Origin of the sequence: Paenibacillus doosanensis, assembly GCF_025060755.1 — a bacterium.
Lineage (GTDB): Bacteria > Bacillota > Bacilli > Paenibacillales > NBRC-103111 > Paenibacillus_S > Paenibacillus_S doosanensis.
This window is the reverse complement of sequence record NZ_JANYUY010000089.1, coordinates 1-18,325: the sequence shown is the minus strand read 5'-3', so window position 1 is coordinate 18,325 and position 18,325 is coordinate 1. Positions and strand designations below refer to the sequence as shown.

Genomic DNA, 18,325 nt, shown 5'->3' with positions numbered 1-18,325 from the left:
GGGAAAGTCCAGTCCCTTTTGCAATTTTCAAGGTGCGATTTACTGGAAATCGAAAAGTTTGCGGCCAGTTCCCATGGGAACTGGAAATCGGCTTAAAACTTGGTTCTAGAAATACTATACGAGGAGGATTTACAATGTCAACTTCTACTCAAATCGGGGCAAGTTCCCCGCTATTCACGGATGTTGTTCGCGAGCGCCGCTCGGTGCGCCATTATGACCCGTCGGTTCGCCTGACCCACGAACAAATTAAGGAACTGCTGCAGGAAGCGGCGCTGGCCCCTTCCTCCTCCAACGTTCAGCCTTGGCGGTTCCTCGTTATCGAGACGGAAGAGCTGAAAGCAAAGCTGCTGCCGATCGCCTTCAACCAGTCTCAGGTAACTGAAGCGGCGGCGGTCATCGCAGTGCTCGGCGATACGGAAGGCTATAAAAAAGCCGACGAAGTTTACGGAGAAGCGGCGAGACGCGGCTTTATGCCGGAAGACCGGGCCCAATCGTTCGCGGAAAGAACGATCAGCATGTACGGCGCGCTGCCCAAAGAGATTTTGCATAAAATCATTCATACCGACGGCGGTATCGTCTCCCAGCAGCTGATGCTGGTGGCGCGCGCGCACGGCTACGACACGGTTCCGATGGGCGGCTACGACGCAGCCAAGCTGAAAGAAGCCTTCGGCATCAGCGACCGCTACATCCCGATCATGCTGATTGCGCTCGGCAAAGCTGCCGAACCGGGACATCCGACGACGCGGCTGCCGATCGACGACATCACCTTCTTCAACGAAATGCCTGCTAACGACTAACCCCAAGACCTTCGAACCGATGCGATTGCAGCGGATTTCGAAGGTCTTTTTTTGCCGCAGCTCATTGGAAGGAACCGGAGCGGGCGCTTCTTTTTCGCCGCAGCATCCATAAAACCGCAAGATTGCCAATGTCGATCCGGCCAATACGAGCGTAGAAAACATCAGCATGCTGATCGAAGCGTTGTTTTTGTCAGTACGGAGCATGTACAGCGTCAGGAGGCCTGTTATGCTGCACGCAGCGGCAGACACCATGATGAGGATGAACCGATTTCGGATGTCGGGAATCGGCCGGGCTTATGACTGAATTTGCTCCAGGCTGACTTCCCACAGACGTTTGGCGGTCTCGCTGTCTTGAGCGTGAGGTTTAGGCACGTCGATCTGCTTATCCGTATAGTAATGACCGCTTTGACCGCTGATTTCGTCGGAATCGGCGAGCCAGACCAAGGTTTCGGCGCCTTTCTCCGGCGGTCGCGAATACAGCTTCATTATAGCCATGGTCAGCTGGGCGGCCCATCCGTTGCCTTGATTAAAGTTGGTCGATACTAGCCCCGGGTTGAAGCAGTGGGCTGTCGCTCCGGTTCCTTGCAGCCGTTTAGCCAGCTCCGAGGTGAACAAAATATTGGCCAGCTTCGTTTCGGCATAACGAACGCTCGCTCCAAGAAGCAGTCGATGGGGGAGGCTGTAGCAGCGCTCGGCGGTGAGATCATCGAAGCGGATGCCTTCTTTGGCCATTTTGTGCCCGTAGGAGGCGGTGGTGATGATGCGTCCGCCGCTTTGTTTCAATCGATCGATAAGCAGCGTGGTCAGCAGAAAGGGAGCCAAATGATTGACGGCCCAGGTCATCTCCATTCCGTCTTCCGTGAGCTTGCGCTCCATAAACATGGCTCCGGCGTTGTTGATCAACACGTCGATCTGCGGCCAACTGGAGAGCAGAGCTTCGGCGGCCTGGCGGATGGACTGCTGAGAGGACATGTCGGCAAGAAAGATGTCTACCATACTATCGCTGCCGGCTATTTGCCGCAGCAGTGCGGCCGTCTTAGCGGCTTTATCCGGATTGCGGGCGATGATCCCCAGATGGGCGCCTCGTTTAGCCAGCTCTTTGGCTGCAGCCAGACCGATGCCGCTGGTTGCTCCCGTAATGACGACATATTTTCCTTGGATGGACCATGGTTTATTTTGAATTTGCATAAAAAAACGCCTCCTATATTTGCGGATATAAATTGAATGAATTATTCATTTACATCATATGCGCATTTTAGTTATCTGTCAATCGTGTTTATTTATTTTTTTGCGCCGCCATTGTTGGCCGTCGTGAATTGTACTATGATAGGAGGCGAATGCGCGGATACGTTATAAAGCATAGCTTGAAAATATTGTATTCCGGCTTGAAGGAGGAGCGTCTGTGACCATCACCGTCAGAGAAGCTATGCAAATCGGAGGGCTCGCCCGCTGTACAGCGGCTGCCGGTAAGGACGGTCTGGACCGGATTATCGATTCGGTCGCTGTGATGGAGGTTCCCGATGTGGTCCGCTGGCTGCAAAAAAACGTTCTGCTGCTGACCAGCCTCTACCCGATCAAGGACGATGAGGAAGCGATTCACAGTTTGGCGGAGCAGCTCGATGCGATCGGCTGCGCGGCGCTGGCGGTGAAGACCGGGCAATATGCGAACGCCATCCCCGCCCCGATTCTGGAAGCGGGAGACCGGCTGGGTCTGCCTATTATCGAGATTGCTCCCGAGGTGTCGTATCTGGATATCATGACTCCGCTAATGACCGCGATATTACAGCGCAAAGAAGGCGGAGAACAGCTCGAAGCGTTCTCGCAATGGATGAAGGAGCTGGCGCTCGGAGGAAGCGGAATCCCCGCTTTGGTGCGGGCGCTGGAGCATATGATCGGAAACAGGGTGACGATCGGCTCGGATCTTCCCGAGCTGGAGCTGACGCAAGGGCTGGAGGCGGCTCCGCTCACCCGCGCCCAGAACCGCGAGCTGAAGGCGGTGAAGCGGCCGCTGCGGATGCAAAGAATGCTCGACGGCCGGCTCACCGACTGCATTGTTACGCCGCTGCTGCTGCATGACGAGCTGCTCGGCGAGATGACGTGCTGGGTTACGGCGAGGGCGCTTGTCGAGAGCGATGTGCGAATGCTGGACCGGATGATGCTGTATATGGCTCTGAAATGTTATAAGGTGCTGACCCGGGCCGAGCAGCAGTATATGCTCAGAAACGACATCTTAACCGAGCTGCTGACCTCGGAATGGACAGGCGGAGAGGAGACGCTGCGCAAGGCGGAGCGGCTGGGACTTCACTTGCGGGGCAGCTTCGACGTTCTCTGCGTGGTGATGCAGGAGCGGCACGGGAGCGCGGAAGAGAACGCCTCGGGAGTCGGGCACGAAGAAGCCTGGAGCCCGGAGCGCAGACGCAAGGCGATCCGCAGGGCCGAAGAGGCAGTGCTGCGCCGCAGCTCGCGCAAGCCGGAGATCGCCTTTGTCCAACATGCGATGGTACTGCTGATTCCTCAGCCTGAGGCCGGGACGGAGCAGGCAGGCCCGGATGCTCGAGGGGCGGGGAAACAGAGACGGATGGACATCGCGCAAGCTCTTCGCGCCAGCCTGACGGATGAGTTCGAGGCTCAAAGATGCGTTGTTGGCATCGGCCGAAGTTACGAGGGGCTGGAAGGAATCCGCCAAGGCTACCGGGAGGCCGTGAAAGCGGTTCGGCTAGGTTCTAAATCCCAGGCGGAGGAAGGCTGCGTATATTACGGAGATTTGGGCGTGTACCGCTTGCTCCATCCGCTCTATCACGAAGAAGAACTGAAGCGGCTGTACGAGGAAACGATAGGCCCGCTCGTTCAATATGACCGGATGCACAGCGGCCGGCTGGCGGAAACGTTATCCGAGTTTTTTGCCTGTAACGGCTCCTTGGCCGACACCGCGGAGAAGCTGTACATTCACGTCAATACGATCAAATACCGGCTGGATAAAATCGCTCAATTGACCGGCTGCCGCGTGCATGACGCGGAGGAAAGGCTGCTGCTTCATATGGGACTGAAAATATATCATTATTTGCAATCGGAATAATTGAACTGTCCATACCGACAAATAGTCGGTATTTTTTTTGTCCTTATCGACATATTCAAGAGCGCTTGACGGCTGGTATGATGCAAAAGGATTGAAAAGCGCGGTGACACAGTGAGCGAAAGAGCTGGGCTGGAGACGGGGCGGCATCGCGGACGCCTTTGCGGCCGGACGCCGGCTGCAATGACGAGCGGAAGCCTTAATGACCGCAGGCCGCGCATGACCGCATCGCACGGCGCTAAAAAAACGGAGGGATCGCATGATGGAGAAGAACAAGCTGGCTGAAGCGATGGTGGAGGCCGCATATGTAACGGGAACATTCCGGTTAAGGTCGGGACGCACGGCGGATCATTATTTCGACAAGTTTCAATTCGAATCGGACCCGAAGCTGCTCTCGGTTATTGCGGAGCAATTGGCCGCGATGATTCCGGCAGGAACCGAAGTGCTTGCCGGGCTGGAGCTGGGCGGCGTTCCTATTGCGGCGGCGCTCTCGCTGCGGACCGGGCTGCCGGCGGCGTTCGTAAGAAAAGCGGCCAAAGATTACGGAACCTGTAAGCTGGCGGAAGGCGCAGCCGTCCAAGGGAAAAACGTATGCATCATTGAAGACGTCGTGACGACGGGAGGGCAAATCCTGCTCAGCCGCAGCGACTTGGCCGCTTTGGGAGCCGAAGTGAAGCATGTGCTCTGCGTCATTGAACGGGACCTCCAAGGAAGAATTAACCTTGGAAACGAGGGGCTGGAACTCAGATCGCTGTTTCGGATGGAGGAGCTGCCGCTGCCGAACGCACGTTAATACGATAATATGCTGACGCAAGGGGAGAAATGGAAAAGCAATTTTCCGCCTTTGCCGCTCTTGCGCGAGGGGAGGGAGGCATTCGCCGGACGCAGCAGTTGAGAACCGGTGCCGGAACGTAATATAATGTTGGAAATGGACATGACGGAGGAACCGGGGACAGATGAATTTTATTCCAGTACTGCTGCTTTTTGTTCTTATCAACGGTTATATCGGCGGGCACGGCGCTTTTCTTCTGGCGCATTACGGCGCAGCGTTTCCTATGACGCTGTATTGGGTGTTATTTGCGGTCCTTGTCTTCTCCTACTTGATCGGCAGGTCGCGCTTATTGAAGGGGCCGCTCGGACGGCTGCTCAAAGTGATCGGCTCTTATTACTTTGCCGTGATGGAATTCGCTTTCCTGCTGCTGATCGCCGCCGATTTGATCGCTTTGGCGTGCAAGCTGGCGGGTGCGGAGCCGGGCGTATATATTCCCGTTCTTGCATGGGGAGCAGCCGCCGTTCTCGTTATTTTACTGCTGCGCGGCTCATGGAACGCTTGGACTCCGGTGGTGCGGAAGTACGAGCTTGAGGTGAACAAGCAAGTCCGCGGCATGAAGGAATTGCGGGTGATGGTGGCTTCGGACATTCACCTCGGCAATATCGTCGGCAAGCGGCATTTAAGCAAGCTGGTGAAGCATGCGGAAAACACCAAGCCGGATCTTATTCTGCTGCCGGGCGATGTGATCGACGACTCGATCGAGCCGTATATCCGCAACGGCATGTCCGAAGTGATGCGGCGGCTGAAGGCGCCGCTCGGCACGTATGCCGTGCTCGGCAACCATGAGTACTACGGCGGCCATATCGAGGAATATGTGAAGCAGATGGAGGCTATCGGCATCAAGGTGTTGAGGGACGAGACAGTCGGCGTTCAGGATGCCGTCCTTATCGCCGGGCGCAAAGACAGAACCGCGGAAAGATCGGGCGGCTCGGGCAGGCTGAGCGCCGCCGAGCTGTTGAAGGACGCCGATTCTTCACGTCCGATTATTATGATGGATCACCAGCCGTACCAGTTCGCCCAAACGGCGGCTGCCGGGGTTGACGTGCTGTTATGCGGACATACGCACCGCGGGCAATTCGCCCCGAACCATTGGATTACCCGCAGGCTGTTCGAGCTGGATTGGGGTTATATGCGCAAAGAGGCGATGCATGTCGTCGTCTCGTCGGGCTTCGGCAGCTGGGGACCGCCGATCCGGCTGGCGAGCCGGTCGGAAATCGTTGAGCTTGTGATTCGGTTTGATTGAATGATTGCCTCTACGATTTTCTATCCTGTGAAAAAATATTAAAGAACGAGGTCTCCGGAAGGGGACCTCGCTCTTTGTATGCGGTCATTTTGCATCGTGCAGCGGAATGAAGCCGATTGGCATCTATTGGACGCGACAGCGGCAGATGCTTTTTATGCCGATTTTCCGCAAGCAGCCTTTGGATGTGACAGTAAGACATCCCTTGACCCGCAGGGCATAAAGGAGGTAACCGCCGCTTAACCGTTCTCCCTGATCCAGACGGTCATCTCTCCGCGTGACCGGTTGCTCCAGGCGAAATAAGGAATCGCCGTAATAGGGACGGCCGTGCGGCTGTAGCTTTGCGTCGTATAGAGCGCTTGACCGCTCTCCGCCGGCACAACGCTGCGCGTTCCGATACCGCTCAAGACGGCCACGCCGCCCAGCAGCTTCTCGTCGAAATGGACGTCGAATTCGGCATCGGCCGCAATCGCAATATCGTGCAGGTTGGCTCCGTTGTCGGCCTCTTCGAGGCAGTATACGACGGGGCCGCGCTGCAGGGCCGCTTTGCCCGCATTTGCCGGGACGAGAGGGCTCGAATACATCCGCTCCACCGGCATATCGAGCGAGAGCTCGATGCGGACGCCGGGCTGCCATACTCTGCGCAGCTTGACGTATCCGTTATCGTGAGCGGCAGCGTCGGCCTCCTGGCCGTCTACGCGGATGGCCGCCTGCCTGCACCAGCCGGGGATGCGCAGCGCCACCGTGAATTCGCCGGGCTCCGCCGGAGTCACCTCCAGAGTCACCTGTCCGTCCCACGGATAGTTCGTTTGCTGCGACAGACGTACTTGGTTACCGTTCACTTCGGCCTCGAACTCGCTTCCCGCATACAGGTGAACATAGATTTCGCCGCCGTCCTCCTGCTGCGAATATAGATACTGCCCCAGCGAAGCAATCAGCCGGGCGATGTTAGGCGGGCAGCAGGCGCAGCCGAACCAAGGCTGCCTCGTCACCTTGACCGATTTCATGTCATTGCGGAAATCGGCCGCGCTCGGCCATACCTCCAGCGGATTGACGTAGAAGTAGCTTTTGCCGTCGAGCGAGATGCCGCTCATGACACCGTTGAACAGAGCCAGCTCCATGACGTCGGTATACTGCCGGTCTTTTTCGATTTGCAGCATGCGCTGCGCCCAGAACATCAGGCCGATAGCGGCGCATGTCTCCGTGTAGGCGCGGTCGTTGGGCAGATCGAACGGCACGGTGAACCGTTCCTCGAACGCGGAGGAGCCGATCCCGCCGGTGACGTACATTTTGCGGCGGACCGTATCCTGCCACAGCTCCTTGCAGGCGTTCATCAGCTGTTCGTCGCCGTACTGCGCCGCCAGCTCCGCCATCGCGCTGTACAGATAGACGGCCCGCACGGAATGACCTTCCGCCGTCCGCTGCTCGCGTACCGGCAGGTGCGCCTGGAAGTAATCGTACAACCGCTTTTTCTGACCCGGCGTGTCCCGTCTCAAGTCCCCGGCGGCGATGCGCTCGTCGGCTTCGAGATCGAAGAAATGCGGCTGCTGTCCGCGCTCGTCAACGAAAAACTTGCTGAGCTCCATATAGGCGTCATTGCCCGTGGCGCGCGCCAGCTTAATCAGCGCCAGCTCGATTTCGGGATGCCCGTCATATCCCCGCTTCTGGCCGTCATCCCTGCCGAACACCTCGGCGATATAGTCGGCATATCGGCTCATAATATCGAGAAACTTGCGCTTGCCCGTCGCCTCGTAATAGGAGACGGCCGCTTCCATCAAATGTCCCGCGCAGTAAAGCTCATGATTATCGCGGAGATTCGTCCACCGTTTGCCGGGCTCCTTGACGGTATAGTAGGTGTTAAGATAACCGTCGGGCTGCTGCGCGCGTCCCAGAAGGTCGATCACTTCGTCGGCGATCCGCTCCAGCTGCGGGTCCGGTTGGGTGGAGAGCACGAACCCGACCGTCTCCAGCCATTTGCCGAGGTCGCTGTCCTGGAACACCATGCCGTAATATTCGCCCTCCGCTTCCTTGGCCGCCAGCCGGAAGTTTTCGATCGTATGGCTCGGCTCGGCGCCCGGAATGGCGTCGTTCAAGGCGTCCCATTGGTAAGGAACTACCGTTTCCGTTACATTGCGCTGCCGGGAGGACCAGAACGTATCGGTCATGCGCACCTGCTTGAGGGAAGCGGGCTTCATAAAGGTTTTGAGCGGTTTGGTTGTTTTTTCCATGAATAGGATCGTCCTTTCGCAAATAAATTTACTCGCCTTTGAGACCGGATAACGTCACGCCTTTAATAAAGAAATCCTGCGCCAGCAAAAAGATGACGATCAGCGGAATCATCGTGATCACGGTACCGGCCATCAGCACCGGCCAATCGGTGGAATACATGCCCTGCATGGAGGCGAGACCCAGCGGTAGGGTCATTTTTTCCTGCGAATTAATATAAACCAGCGGCGCCAGAAAATCGTTCCATGAGCCCATGAAGACGAAGACGCCGAGCGTAGCCATGGCAGGCTGGGACAGCGGAACGAAGATCCGCCAATACATGCCGAACGGCGTGCAGCCGTCCATTTTGGCGGCGTCCTCCAGGGCGGCGGGCACGGTCATGAAAAACTGGCGCAGCAAAAACGTGCCGAAGGCGGACACCAGCGCAGGGAGGACCAGCGACCAGTGGGTGTCGACCAGATTGTAATGCCGCATCACGATAAAATTCGGGATCATCATCACCTGCGCCGGCACCATCATCGTAGCGAGATACAGAGCGAACAGCGTATCGCGGCCCTTGAACCGCAGTCTGGCAAAGACAAAGCCGGCCATGGAGCTCGTAATCAGCTGCGCGATCACGATGATGACGGTAATTTTCAAGCTGTTCAGAAAGTAAACGCCGAACGGAAAGCGGTCGGCAATATGCCAATAATTGTCCCAGCGGAGCTCTTGACCGAACGGCTTGGGCGGGAACACGAACACTTCGCTCAGCTGCTTCAGGGAGGTGCTTACCGTCCACAGGAAAGGAAGGATCATGGATACCGCTCCGGCCATCAGAATCAAGTGGGCGGTTAAGTTCAGCGCGGTCTGCTTTTTCATCGCAAGCTCCCTCCTTTAGTAGACGCTCCACTTTTTTTGGTACCAGAACTGAACGAGCGTTACGATAAACACCATGAAGAACAGAACGTAAGCCATTGCGCTGGCATAGCCCATGTTGAAATATTTAAAGGCGTTCTCGTATAAATAATGGACGATGACGGAGGTAGAACGAGCCGGGCCGCCCTGCGTCATCAGGAAAACCGTGTCGAATACTTGAAACGAGCCGATAAACGACATCACCGTAACAAAAAACGTCGTCGGAGACAGCAGCGGAATCGTCACATAAAGAAATTGATGGAGCTTGCCTGCCCCGTCCAGCTCGGCTGCCTCGTAGTAGCTCTCGGAGATGCCTTGCAAACCGGCGAGGAAGATGAGCATGTTAAAGCCTGCGTTCTTCCATATGCTCGTCAGGATGACGGCGGGCATCGCCCAAGCGGTGCTGGTCAGCCAGTTCGGCCCATGGATGCCGACCAGCCCGAGAAAGTAGTTCAGCAATCCGTATTCCGGATTGTAGATGAACTGCCATACGACGGCCACCGCTACCATCGACGAGACGACGGGAAGAAAGTACGCCGCCCGGTAAAACTTCTTGAACCGGATGTTTCGGTCGAGCGCAACGGCAAGCAGCAGCGAGATGACCATGCCGAGAGGCACTGAAACTCCCGCAAAGTAGATCGTATTCCAGAATACTTTGACGAACGTCTCGTCCTTGATCAGGTTGACGTAATTATCCGTGCCGACCCATTCGATGGGCGAGAGCATATCCCAGGACGTGAAGCTGAGCAGGAAGGAGCCGAGCACCGGAATCAGCGTAAAAGCGAGAAATCCCAATATATTCGGCAGCAGGAGCAGCAGCGCCCATGCGCCGTCCTTCTGAAACCATTTGCGCAGCGTCTTGGCGAGACCGGCCCGGCCGATTGCGGGACGTACGGCTTCCGCTCCGGCCGGACCGGAATGATCGGGAGCATTCATCAACAAAAATCACCTCTTTCCTCTTAGGCCTCCTAGAGCGTTCCGTTACCGTACTCAGGTAAGGAGGCTCTGCGGTTCGGGTTATTTGGCGAGCTCGGCGTTGGAGCGCGTCTCGATATTTTTCAACGTATCGTCGACGCTTTGGCCGGAATACCACAGCTTATCCGTTTCTTCCGTGATGATGTCATTGACTTTATTTTGAGTGATCATCGGGAAGGGATACGCATCCGCGTTGGCGAAGTAGGGGATCAGCTCTTTAAAGCCGGCCGGATGGACTTTGTCGTTAAACCATTTTTTGATGCCATCCTCGGTGTACAGCGATTTGCGGTTCGGCATCCACAGCCCTTCTTTAATATTGGCGATCTGGTAATCCTCGGAAGACAAAAACTTCAGCAGTTCCCAAGCTTCCTTGGGATGGGCGGTTTTGGCGGAAGCGGCGTGCACGTGCGCCTGACCTGTCGTTTTGGCTTCCTTGAAGGTCGGAAGGGCGGCTACCCCGATCGGGAAGCCCATCGTCGCGAGCTCTTGAAGCGCCCAGGAGCCGTCGGCCACCATCGCGACTTTGCCGGTCTGCAGCATCTGGTTCGCTTTCATTCCTACGCTCTCCAGCGTCTTGGCCGTCGGCGAGGCGCCGTCCTTGACCCGGAGGTCGAAGATGCTCTGCATCACCTGTTTCACTTCAGGGGTGTTGATGTTCATTTTGTTATAATCCTTGTTGAACAAACTGCCGCCGTTGGATAAAATTTCTGCTGTGCCCACATAAAAGTTTTCGAAGCCAAACGCCCCGTACTGCGCGACCTTATCGCCTTCACGGACCGTCAGCTTCTTGGCGGCGTCGACAAATTGGCTCCACGTCCAGGCTTTGTTCGGATCGCTCGGAGGATACGCAATCTTCGCTTTGTCAAATACGTCCTTGTTGTAGTAAAGTACAGGGGACACGATACAACTGCTCACGCCGTAAATTTTGCCGCCGATGCTCATGATCTGGGCGGAGGAGGGGACGAAGTCGTCCAGCGACATGTCCTTGTTGAAATTGTCGGTCAAATCCAGCAGCACATTCCGTTTCTGAAAGGCACGGTATTCCGTAGCGCCGAGGAAGAAGACGTCGGGTGCGGCGTTGCCGGCGAGCATCGTCAGCAATTTTTGCGGATATTGCGTGTTGGGCACGGGCTGGTAGTCGACCTTAATGTTCGGATGCTGGCTCATAAACTGCTCCAGCCCTTTTTTGACGGATTGGGTTTCCAGGGGACTGGCTTCCCAGCCCATAAACTTCAAGGTCACCGTTTCTCCATCCGCTCCTTTCGACGGAGCCGCCCCCTTATCGGCGGAGCTGCCGCCGGTGCCTGCATTCGAGTTAGAGCATGCTGTAAACAATAGCGAGCTTGCCAAAACCGCAGAAGCCATTCGCAGCTTTTTCAATGAACAGACCCTCCTTCAAAAAAATGTAGTGAAGGCAAACATCGATTGCTTGATGCGGGTATCCTTAGTTCGTCTATAATCCTATCTTAGCATCGGAACGAAGACTTGTAAGTAGCGGGACACTCACATTAGGTAGACAAATTCGATTTATATAAAAGCGCTTCCATGATTCGATCCATTTTGACAAAATCCTTGAAGGAGGGAATTACGGGTGAACTATTTGAAAATCAATATTGAAAAGCCCGCGGAGTTTGTGTCGGGAGGCCTGTTCGTCTCCGACGTTCCCTGGACGCATTCCCGAAGAATCGTAGATTCCTTCGAGATCATTATCGGGATCAGCGGGTGCCTGTACATATCGCAAGGCCAGGCGGAGTACGAGGTGAAGCCCGGCGACGTGCTTCTGATCCTGCCCGGACAAATGCATCAGGGGTACCGGATGTGCGAGAGCGGCATTTCGTTTTATTGGTTTCATTTCACGGCCGACCGCGAATATGCGCTGCTCGACGAGCATCAGTTATCCGAGGAGCTGTCCAAGCTCAACAAACCGGATTCCGCCAAAATGTTCTCCGAAGCGTACATCCCGCTCTTCTACGCGCCGTCCCGGGTGGAGCGGGTGAACATCCTGTTCCAGCAGCTGCAGCATGTCGTCAATTCCAACTACTACACGCGGCAGGCCGCCCACTACATCGCCACATCCTTGCTGATCGAGCTGTCCGAGCAAATGATCAAAGATTACTACAATTCCTCCAAGCTGCCGCAAGGGGACAAAATCATCTCCGAAATGATCGAATGGATTCGCGTACATATGAGAGAAGATATATCCGTCAGCGACGTCGCGGAGAAATTCACCTACAACAAAGATTACTTGTCGCGCTTCTTCAAGAAGAGGACGGGGTTTCATTTGCAGGAGTACATCCATTTGATGAAAATGTCCAAAGCGAAGGAGCTGCTCACGCGCAGCTCGCAAAGCATCAAGGACGTCGCCGAATTCGTCGGCTTCCGGGACGAGAAATATTTCATGCGGCTGTTCAAAAAATACGAGAACATGACCCCGACCGAGTACCGCCAAGCCTTTTACAAAATCCATATGAACAATCATTAGTAGGTGGACGATTCCGTAGTTTGGATGGAGGAAATCGAGGAGGTGGAAGTTACCGAAGAGCGCGGGGGAGTATAGATAGTTTAATAATAAGGCGGAATGTAGTCAGGCATAATAGCCAGTGCAACTAGCATCTGCAACATCACATAGAGATAGGCCGTTAAACTGTGCAATTGATGTTTAGGTAGCGTACAAGATACTCTCCTCGTTTGCGCGGATAACTTGACCGGCTTCAGCCAAGCGATCTTGGCCTGCAATCTTATAATAAAAGTTGCCCTTTTTTTGTGTTTTAAGATAAATTTACATTTAGAACAGGGACCTTTGAATATCTGTGTAGGTACCTCTTTATTTCGAGAAGGCGGGGAGCTTCTGTGAAAATTATATCTCAGGGTGCGTCTGAAATCGCCTTAGAAGTAAATGATATGAAGCGTGCAGTTGAATTTTGGTCAGGCAAGATAGGATTCCTTATAGTTCAAGAATGGGGATATAATAACGGTCAGTTTACAGAAGGTGCAAATGAAATATGGGCTACTTGGTTATATATTGGTGGACCCACAAGATTGGGGTTATGGTAACCACGTAAGTTTAACAAGGAAGAGCGGATTGAAAAAGAATCCTCAATTTCTTCATGGACTGATGAAGGTGGAATTCATGGCATTAATCGTTGGAATTAACGAAATGGAACAGGCAACTACTGTCCTAAATGACAATGGTATAGACAAAAAAATTGTAAATAGAGGCATTCACAAAAGAGTGTATTTTAAGGATACAGAGGATAATGTTATCGAACTCTATACACAAAGCATGGAAGAAGATTATTTTATGAGATTAAGTCAGGGGACCCTTAAGTACATCTAAATTTCAAACTCATTCTATCAAGGTACTCTGATAGCTGCCGATCTAATCACAGTGAAGAGGGAATGGTATGAATAAAAATTTTCAAGCGATACACTACTTTTTTAAAGAATATTTGGAAGGAATCAACGCAGGAGGGACGTTTAGTGTTGAGGAACTCATAGACTTATTCGAAACCTCTGAAAATGAAAATATTGGAAAAAGTATAATCGAAGAATTGAAAATGGTAGAAAACGAAATTAAGCTATATGACTGGGAAATCGATGAACATATATTAAGCTTATATAATAAATATGGAAAGAATAAGACGAAAAAAATTATTGAGAAATTAATGGCAAAGTTCAACGATTAATTTCTGAATGAGCAAGTTGATTTGCAATAAATGGAGAATTTGAGAATGCACTGCTTTGTTTTGAACGAGCTCGAGAAATGAATCCTGGGTGTGAAGATGTATTCTATTATTTAGGTGTTTATTCTTGCCAGAATGGCGAATTTGAGACTGCAAAATCATACTATCAACAATCGCTATCGATAAATAATGACCAATTGGAGACTAAGTTAAACCTGGGGGTTTTATGCAATGGGCTAATAGAGTATTTGAAATAAATAATGAGCATAAATACGCCCGGAAATTAGTAATGAACGTGATCGTGATGATTTTACTGCGAAATGAAAACAATCGTCAAGAGTAGCTTCCATGCAAGCTATGAATTGGCAAGTCATCATAACGAAAATTTGATGCAGGAGCTTCATTTTATGGATAAATATTCAATACGCGACGATGAAAGCGGTTTGGTTATCGGATATTGCGAGGATATTATAGGTTTTTTGGATTATTATGCAAGTCGAGAGAAGCACTTTCATGAAATAACTTTATCTGGATTGAGGTTTGATGAGGCATTTGTTCAGCATTGTAAGTCTGCAAGGCTCAAAATATTTGGGATGCATTTTAGCATACTGGGACAAGGTGGCGATCCTAGGGGGTCTTATTATTTCACCCCAGAAAAGCCAATTTCTTTTTATCATGATATAACATCGCAGGAAAAAATCACTATGAGTGTCTCCGGTGCCCTTCACGGCGGACCACCGTCTGAAGCGCTGGAGATATGGAAGCAATGGATAATTGCAAAGCCGGTTATGAAAAATACATGGGCAAGTCTGTCCAAGGAACAACGATTAGGTTGGTTGCTATAAACGGTTTGAGCGATCAGGAAACTGGATCGGCTTCAAAACTTATGCCAAAGAGAGGGAGGGCGTTTCTTCAGGATCAAGCCCATATCCCAGAAAACTATCATCCAAGCAAGCGCCGGATCACGGAAAAAATCTACGATCATCTAGCACGCCCATTTCTTGTGTGTTATGTTATATACGTGCGAGAAAACGTTATCATTTTACTGCATGTCAGTCAACCTCAACCAACAATAAATTGCCGAGGAGGCCGCTTGTATGTTACATCCGGACGGATATCTTGACAGGCTGTATGATACGCTGCAGCAAAGCAGGGAGGCGCTTGGTCGCGACGAGACATGGGAGGAGAAAAGGGCGCGGCTGATTGAACGGCTGAAGCAGCTGCTTGGCGAGTTTCCGCTGCCGGAGAACGGTGGGGGACTCGATCCGGTTGTGACCGAACGGGTGGAGCTGGATGAAGTGATCCGCGAGCATGTCGAATTTACTACGCTGGACGGACTGCGGATGCCGGCGTATGTCGTCATTCCGAAGCATATTAGGCCTGGCGAGCGTCTTCCCGCCGCGCTGCTCTGGCATGGCCACGGCTATGGCGGCAAGCGTATGGTCGGTCTGCTGCCTGACGGCACGCCGGCGCCGGTTACCGGAAAACCCGGGGATAATCTTGCGTTGGAGCTGGCTCGCAGGGGACTTGTGGTGATCGCGCCGGATGAAGCGGGAATAGGCAGCCGGATGCTGGCACGGGATGTGGCGCTGAACGACCCCGACCTCAAAAATTCATGCTACAATCTGTCGGTCTCTCTGCTGATGACCGGCAGGACGACGGCAGGTTTAAGAGCGTATGAGGCGCTGCGCACGGCGGATTATATGATAACCCGGCCTGAAGTGGATTCGCAGCGTCTCGGCAATATCGGGTACTCGGGCGGAGGAACGGTAGCCTCGCTGTCGGCGGCTTTGGATGATCGCATTCGGGCGTCGGTGGTCGGGCTCTATCCGAATACGTATCGCGGCAGCATACTGCATGTGCGACATTGTCTGTGCAATTATATTCCCGGTTTGCTTCAGGCCGGAGAAATGCCGGATTTCCTCGGGTTAATCGCTCCGCGGCCGCTGTTTATCGAGACGGGGATGCAGGATAAAATTTATCCGGTTGAGACGGCGCGCGAAGCGATCCGCGAGTTGAATGCTCTATACAAGCAGCTCGGCTGCGAGCATTTGCTGGACAGCCATATCCATGAAGGCGGGCATGAAGTCAGCGGGGCCCAAGCGCTCGATTGGCTTGCCGATACGCTGAAGGCGTTGTGATGGAAGCGGGGAGCGGCGCGTGTTACTTCGCTTGGCACACGGTCGATCGGGTGCTATGCGCCGCTTTCCTCATGTTTGCCGTATCCTGAGAGCATATAATTCCCCTTGCAAAATGCGCAGGATGCGTTTATATTTAAATATAGTTAGATAATCTAATTATATGGCAAAAGGGTGGACATATGGGAAGAAAGACGTCCAAGGATCAACCGACAGATCAGCGGCTGCCCAGGCTGGGCGTTGAGCCTTATTTACAGTTGATGGGACGGACGGCCGCGCCGGAGACGGATGCGAAGTCCGCGCATATGGGGCTTGTCATGCTTTGGCTTAGCGATCATATTCTCGATGTGATGGATGAGGAGTTGGCTTCCTACGGCATTACCGAAAGCAAGCTGGATTTGCTGCTGCTGTTAATACTGCACCAGGATAAGGGAATGATCACGCCGTCGGCGATCGCGGCCCGCTTGGGGATTCGCCGGGCTTCGGCCACAGCTCTGCTGGATTGGCTGGAGAAGCGCCAATGGATTGCCCGCGAACAGAGCGACCAGGACCGCCGGATGATCCATGTCAGCATCACGCCGGAGGGAAAGGAATTGGTAGAACGGCTGCTGCCGGCGTTCTGGCGCACCTGCGCTTCGCTGGTGGAAGTGCTGGAACCGGAAGAACGCGCGGTTTTTGAGAAGGTGCTGCTTAAGCTGAACGATACAATAGAGAAACGGCTGGACGCAGGAAGATAAATTTTTTTGCGCATATAGTTAGATTGCCTAATTACAATAAACGGAAAATGAGGTGCTTTATGCTGCAGTACAGTAGGCAAGAGGAGGCCGGTCGGCCTTATACACGGATGACGGTCATTTTAAGCTGGACCGGTTTGGCGGTCATGTCGAGCTTGTACGTTACGATCCCGTTAATTCCTTTGTTTGCGGAGAAATATGATCTGATGCCCTCGCAAGCGACCGCCGCAGGAAGCGTATTTTCGTTAGGCTTTGCCGCAGGATGCTTGGCGTACGGAGCTTTGTCGGACCGATACGGCCGCAAGCGGGTCATTGTGCTCGGGCTTCTGGCGTTGGCGCTGATTTCCCTGCTGCTTGGAACGGTAGACCGGTTCGGATGGATCGTGGCGCTTCGGGGGCTGCAAGGTGCTGCAGCGGCGGCGTTTTCTCCGGTTGCGCTCGCTTATGCCGTGGAGATGTTTCCGGAGAGCAGGAGGGTCACGACGATCGGGTTTATTAGTACGGGTTTTCTCGTAGCCGGTATCGTCGGTCAGGTGCTCAGCGGTATGATAAGCCCGCATTACGGCGCGAGCGCGATATTTTATGTTTTGGCGGCGGTGTATGCGCTGACGTTTGTTCTGGTGCTGAGGCTGCTGCCTAATGGCGACATAATCCGCCCGCAAGCTTCCATCCTGGAGCCTTTGAAACAAATCGGGCCGGTCATCCGCCAGAAAAATCTTCTGCTGGCTTATTCCGTCGCGTTCGTCCTGCTCATGTCGTTTGTAAGTATGTACACGGTGTTAGGCAGCTATTTGAGCGGTTCGGATTTTGGATTGGATGCCGGGCATATTTTGGCGATCCGGTCGCTGGGGATTATCGGGATGATGGTCTCACCTTTTGCGGGAAGACTGGCCAAACAGTTTCGCGTCAGAAGCGTGCTGTTCGGAGGGCTGCTCATATCCGTTATCGGGCTGCTCGTTATGGGCTGGCTCCATCAAGTATGGCTTATAGCGGGCACGAGCGTTCTTTTTGCAGCGGGCATCGCTCTTGCGGTCCCGTCATTGGTCGCGCTTGTAGGCCGCCTGGGGGGCGCGGCCCGCGGGATAGCGGTGTCGGTGTATACGTTTATTCTTTTTGCCGGAACGAGCGTGGGGCCGGTGCTATCCATCGCTTTGATGAACGCGGGAAGCTATGCTTTTACGTTTACGATGCTTGCGTTTGTCCTGGGCGCCGGTCTGCTGGCTGCATTCTTCATTCGGGAGCAATAGCTGCAATATGGGAAAAAGCTTGCTTCGCTAAAAATTATAGAGGAAGAAAACTCTTTTCAAAACGCTTCGTTTCATATATAAAGAAATGGAGGATATGATTTCCAAATGCGACAGTCGGCGTTTTTTACCCCCTTTTAAAAGCCTGGTGAAAAAAGAGCGGAGGGACCATTTGAGTCTGGAAAAGCGTAAGCGATCGCCTTTGAAAACGGATTCTCTCCATAGAAAAATAGGAAAATAATCCAAAGAATCCGATTTCAACAGCGATTGGAGGATCAAATGGACGCCGCAGCGGACTTTTTCACCACCCTTCTAGGAGTCTGTCCGACGAAACAGGAAAAGCATAGTTTCGTCGCGAAACGTAACTGTAATCTGTTTATCTGGTAAAAAAGGGTGTGTGGTTTATGGCAAAATTTAAATCTTACTCCACGGAACAAGGTGAATTGTTTCCGATGTATTTGAGCGATTGGATCCCTGAAGATCATTTAG

The 18,325-nt window shown here is 53.3% G+C and carries 17 protein-coding genes; 12 read left to right on the top strand and 5 right to left on the bottom strand.

The genetic code is table 11. The features are described from left to right. Positions 1-134: 134 nt before the first annotated feature. Positions 135-797: a nitroreductase family protein gene (locus N0M98_RS32855; RefSeq protein ID WP_259620413.1), complete on the top strand. Its 663-nt coding sequence runs from the start codon at positions 135-137 to the stop codon at positions 795-797. 294 nt (positions 798-1,091) lie between these two features. Here the strand turns inward: N0M98_RS32855 and N0M98_RS32850 are convergent, their stop codons facing one another. Continuing rightward, complete coding sequence (locus N0M98_RS32850; RefSeq protein WP_259620412.1) at positions 1,092-1,985, bottom strand: SDR family oxidoreductase; 894 nt, start codon at positions 1,983-1,985, stop codon at positions 1,092-1,094. Positions 1,986-2,199: 214 nt separating this feature from the next. On the opposite strand from N0M98_RS32850, the gene N0M98_RS32845 reads away from it, so the two are divergent. The 3 genes from N0M98_RS32845 (at position 2,200) to N0M98_RS32835 (ending at position 5,945) form a co-directional block, all read left to right on the top strand. Then, positions 2,200-3,873, top strand: coding sequence for a PucR family transcriptional regulator (locus N0M98_RS32845; RefSeq protein ID WP_259620411.1), 1,674 nt, complete (start codon positions 2,200-2,202; stop codon positions 3,871-3,873). Positions 3,874-4,132: 259 nt separating this feature from the next. Continuing rightward, complete coding sequence (gene pyrE, locus N0M98_RS32840; RefSeq protein ID WP_259620415.1) at positions 4,133-4,663, top strand: orotate phosphoribosyltransferase; 531 nt, start codon at positions 4,133-4,135, stop codon at positions 4,661-4,663. A gap of 163 nt (positions 4,664-4,826) precedes the next feature. After that, complete coding sequence (locus N0M98_RS32835; RefSeq protein WP_259620410.1) at positions 4,827-5,945, top strand: metallophosphoesterase; 1,119 nt, start codon at positions 4,827-4,829, stop codon at positions 5,943-5,945. Between the two features lie 236 nt (positions 5,946-6,181). On the opposite strand, the gene N0M98_RS32830 is transcribed toward N0M98_RS32835, so the two are convergent. The 4 genes from N0M98_RS32830 to N0M98_RS32815 form a co-directional block, all read right to left on the bottom strand. After that, a complete protein-coding gene (locus N0M98_RS32830) occupies positions 6,182-8,170 on the bottom strand; it encodes a glycoside hydrolase family 127 protein (protein ID WP_259620409.1) in 1,989 nt (662 codons plus the stop codon). A 28-nt stretch (positions 8,171-8,198) separates the two neighbouring features. Continuing rightward, on the bottom strand, positions 8,199-9,026 hold the full coding sequence (locus N0M98_RS32825) for a carbohydrate ABC transporter permease (protein WP_249862982.1): 828 nt from the start codon (positions 9,024-9,026) through the stop codon (positions 8,199-8,201). Between the two features lie 15 nt (positions 9,027-9,041). Beyond that, positions 9,042-10,004 (bottom strand): carbohydrate ABC transporter permease, encoded by a 963-nt coding sequence (locus tag N0M98_RS32820; protein WP_375295588.1) that lies wholly within the window; start codon positions 10,002-10,004, stop codon positions 9,042-9,044. A gap of 75 nt (positions 10,005-10,079) precedes the next feature. Next, entirely contained in the window at positions 10,080-11,417 is a 1,338-nt protein-coding gene (locus tag N0M98_RS32815; protein WP_259620408.1) for an ABC transporter substrate-binding protein, read from the bottom strand. A gap of 211 nt (positions 11,418-11,628) precedes the next feature. Here N0M98_RS32815 and N0M98_RS32810 point away from each other — a divergent pair, with 211 nt between their 5' ends. The 8 genes from N0M98_RS32810 (at position 11,629) to N0M98_RS32775 (ending at position 17,839) form a co-directional block, all read left to right on the top strand. Then, positions 11,629-12,519 carry a helix-turn-helix transcriptional regulator gene (locus tag N0M98_RS32810; protein ID WP_249862984.1) on the top strand — a complete coding sequence of 297 codons (891 nt, stop codon included), beginning with the start codon at positions 11,629-11,631 and terminating at the stop codon, positions 12,517-12,519. Positions 12,520-12,887: 368 nt separating this feature from the next. Beyond that, on the top strand, positions 12,888-13,091 hold the full coding sequence (locus tag N0M98_RS32805) for a VOC family protein (protein ID WP_259620407.1): 204 nt from the start codon (positions 12,888-12,890) through the stop codon (positions 13,089-13,091). A gap of 76 nt (positions 13,092-13,167) precedes the next feature. Continuing rightward, positions 13,168-13,374: a hypothetical protein gene (locus N0M98_RS32800; protein ID WP_259620406.1), complete on the top strand. Its 207-nt coding sequence runs from the start codon at positions 13,168-13,170 to the stop codon at positions 13,372-13,374. Positions 13,375-13,441: 67 nt separating this feature from the next. Next, the gene (locus N0M98_RS32795; RefSeq protein ID WP_259620405.1) at positions 13,442-13,723 is read left to right on the top strand and encodes a hypothetical protein; all 282 of its coding nucleotides are present in this window, start codon (positions 13,442-13,444) and stop codon (positions 13,721-13,723) included. A 404-nt stretch (positions 13,724-14,127) separates the two neighbouring features. Then, a complete protein-coding gene (locus N0M98_RS32790) occupies positions 14,128-14,565 on the top strand; it encodes a hypothetical protein (RefSeq protein ID WP_259620404.1) in 438 nt (145 codons plus the stop codon). A 252-nt stretch (positions 14,566-14,817) separates the two neighbouring features. Then, positions 14,818-15,861 carry a dienelactone hydrolase family protein gene (locus N0M98_RS32785; protein WP_259620403.1) on the top strand — a complete coding sequence of 348 codons (1,044 nt, stop codon included), beginning with the start codon at positions 14,818-14,820 and terminating at the stop codon, positions 15,859-15,861. A 179-nt stretch (positions 15,862-16,040) separates the two neighbouring features. After that, positions 16,041-16,595: a MarR family winged helix-turn-helix transcriptional regulator gene (locus tag N0M98_RS32780; protein WP_249862996.1), complete on the top strand. Its 555-nt coding sequence runs from the start codon at positions 16,041-16,043 to the stop codon at positions 16,593-16,595. A 59-nt stretch (positions 16,596-16,654) separates the two neighbouring features. Then, positions 16,655-17,839: an MFS transporter gene (locus N0M98_RS32775; protein WP_249862997.1), complete on the top strand. Its 1,185-nt coding sequence runs from the start codon at positions 16,655-16,657 to the stop codon at positions 17,837-17,839. Positions 17,840-18,325 lie beyond the last annotated feature (486 nt).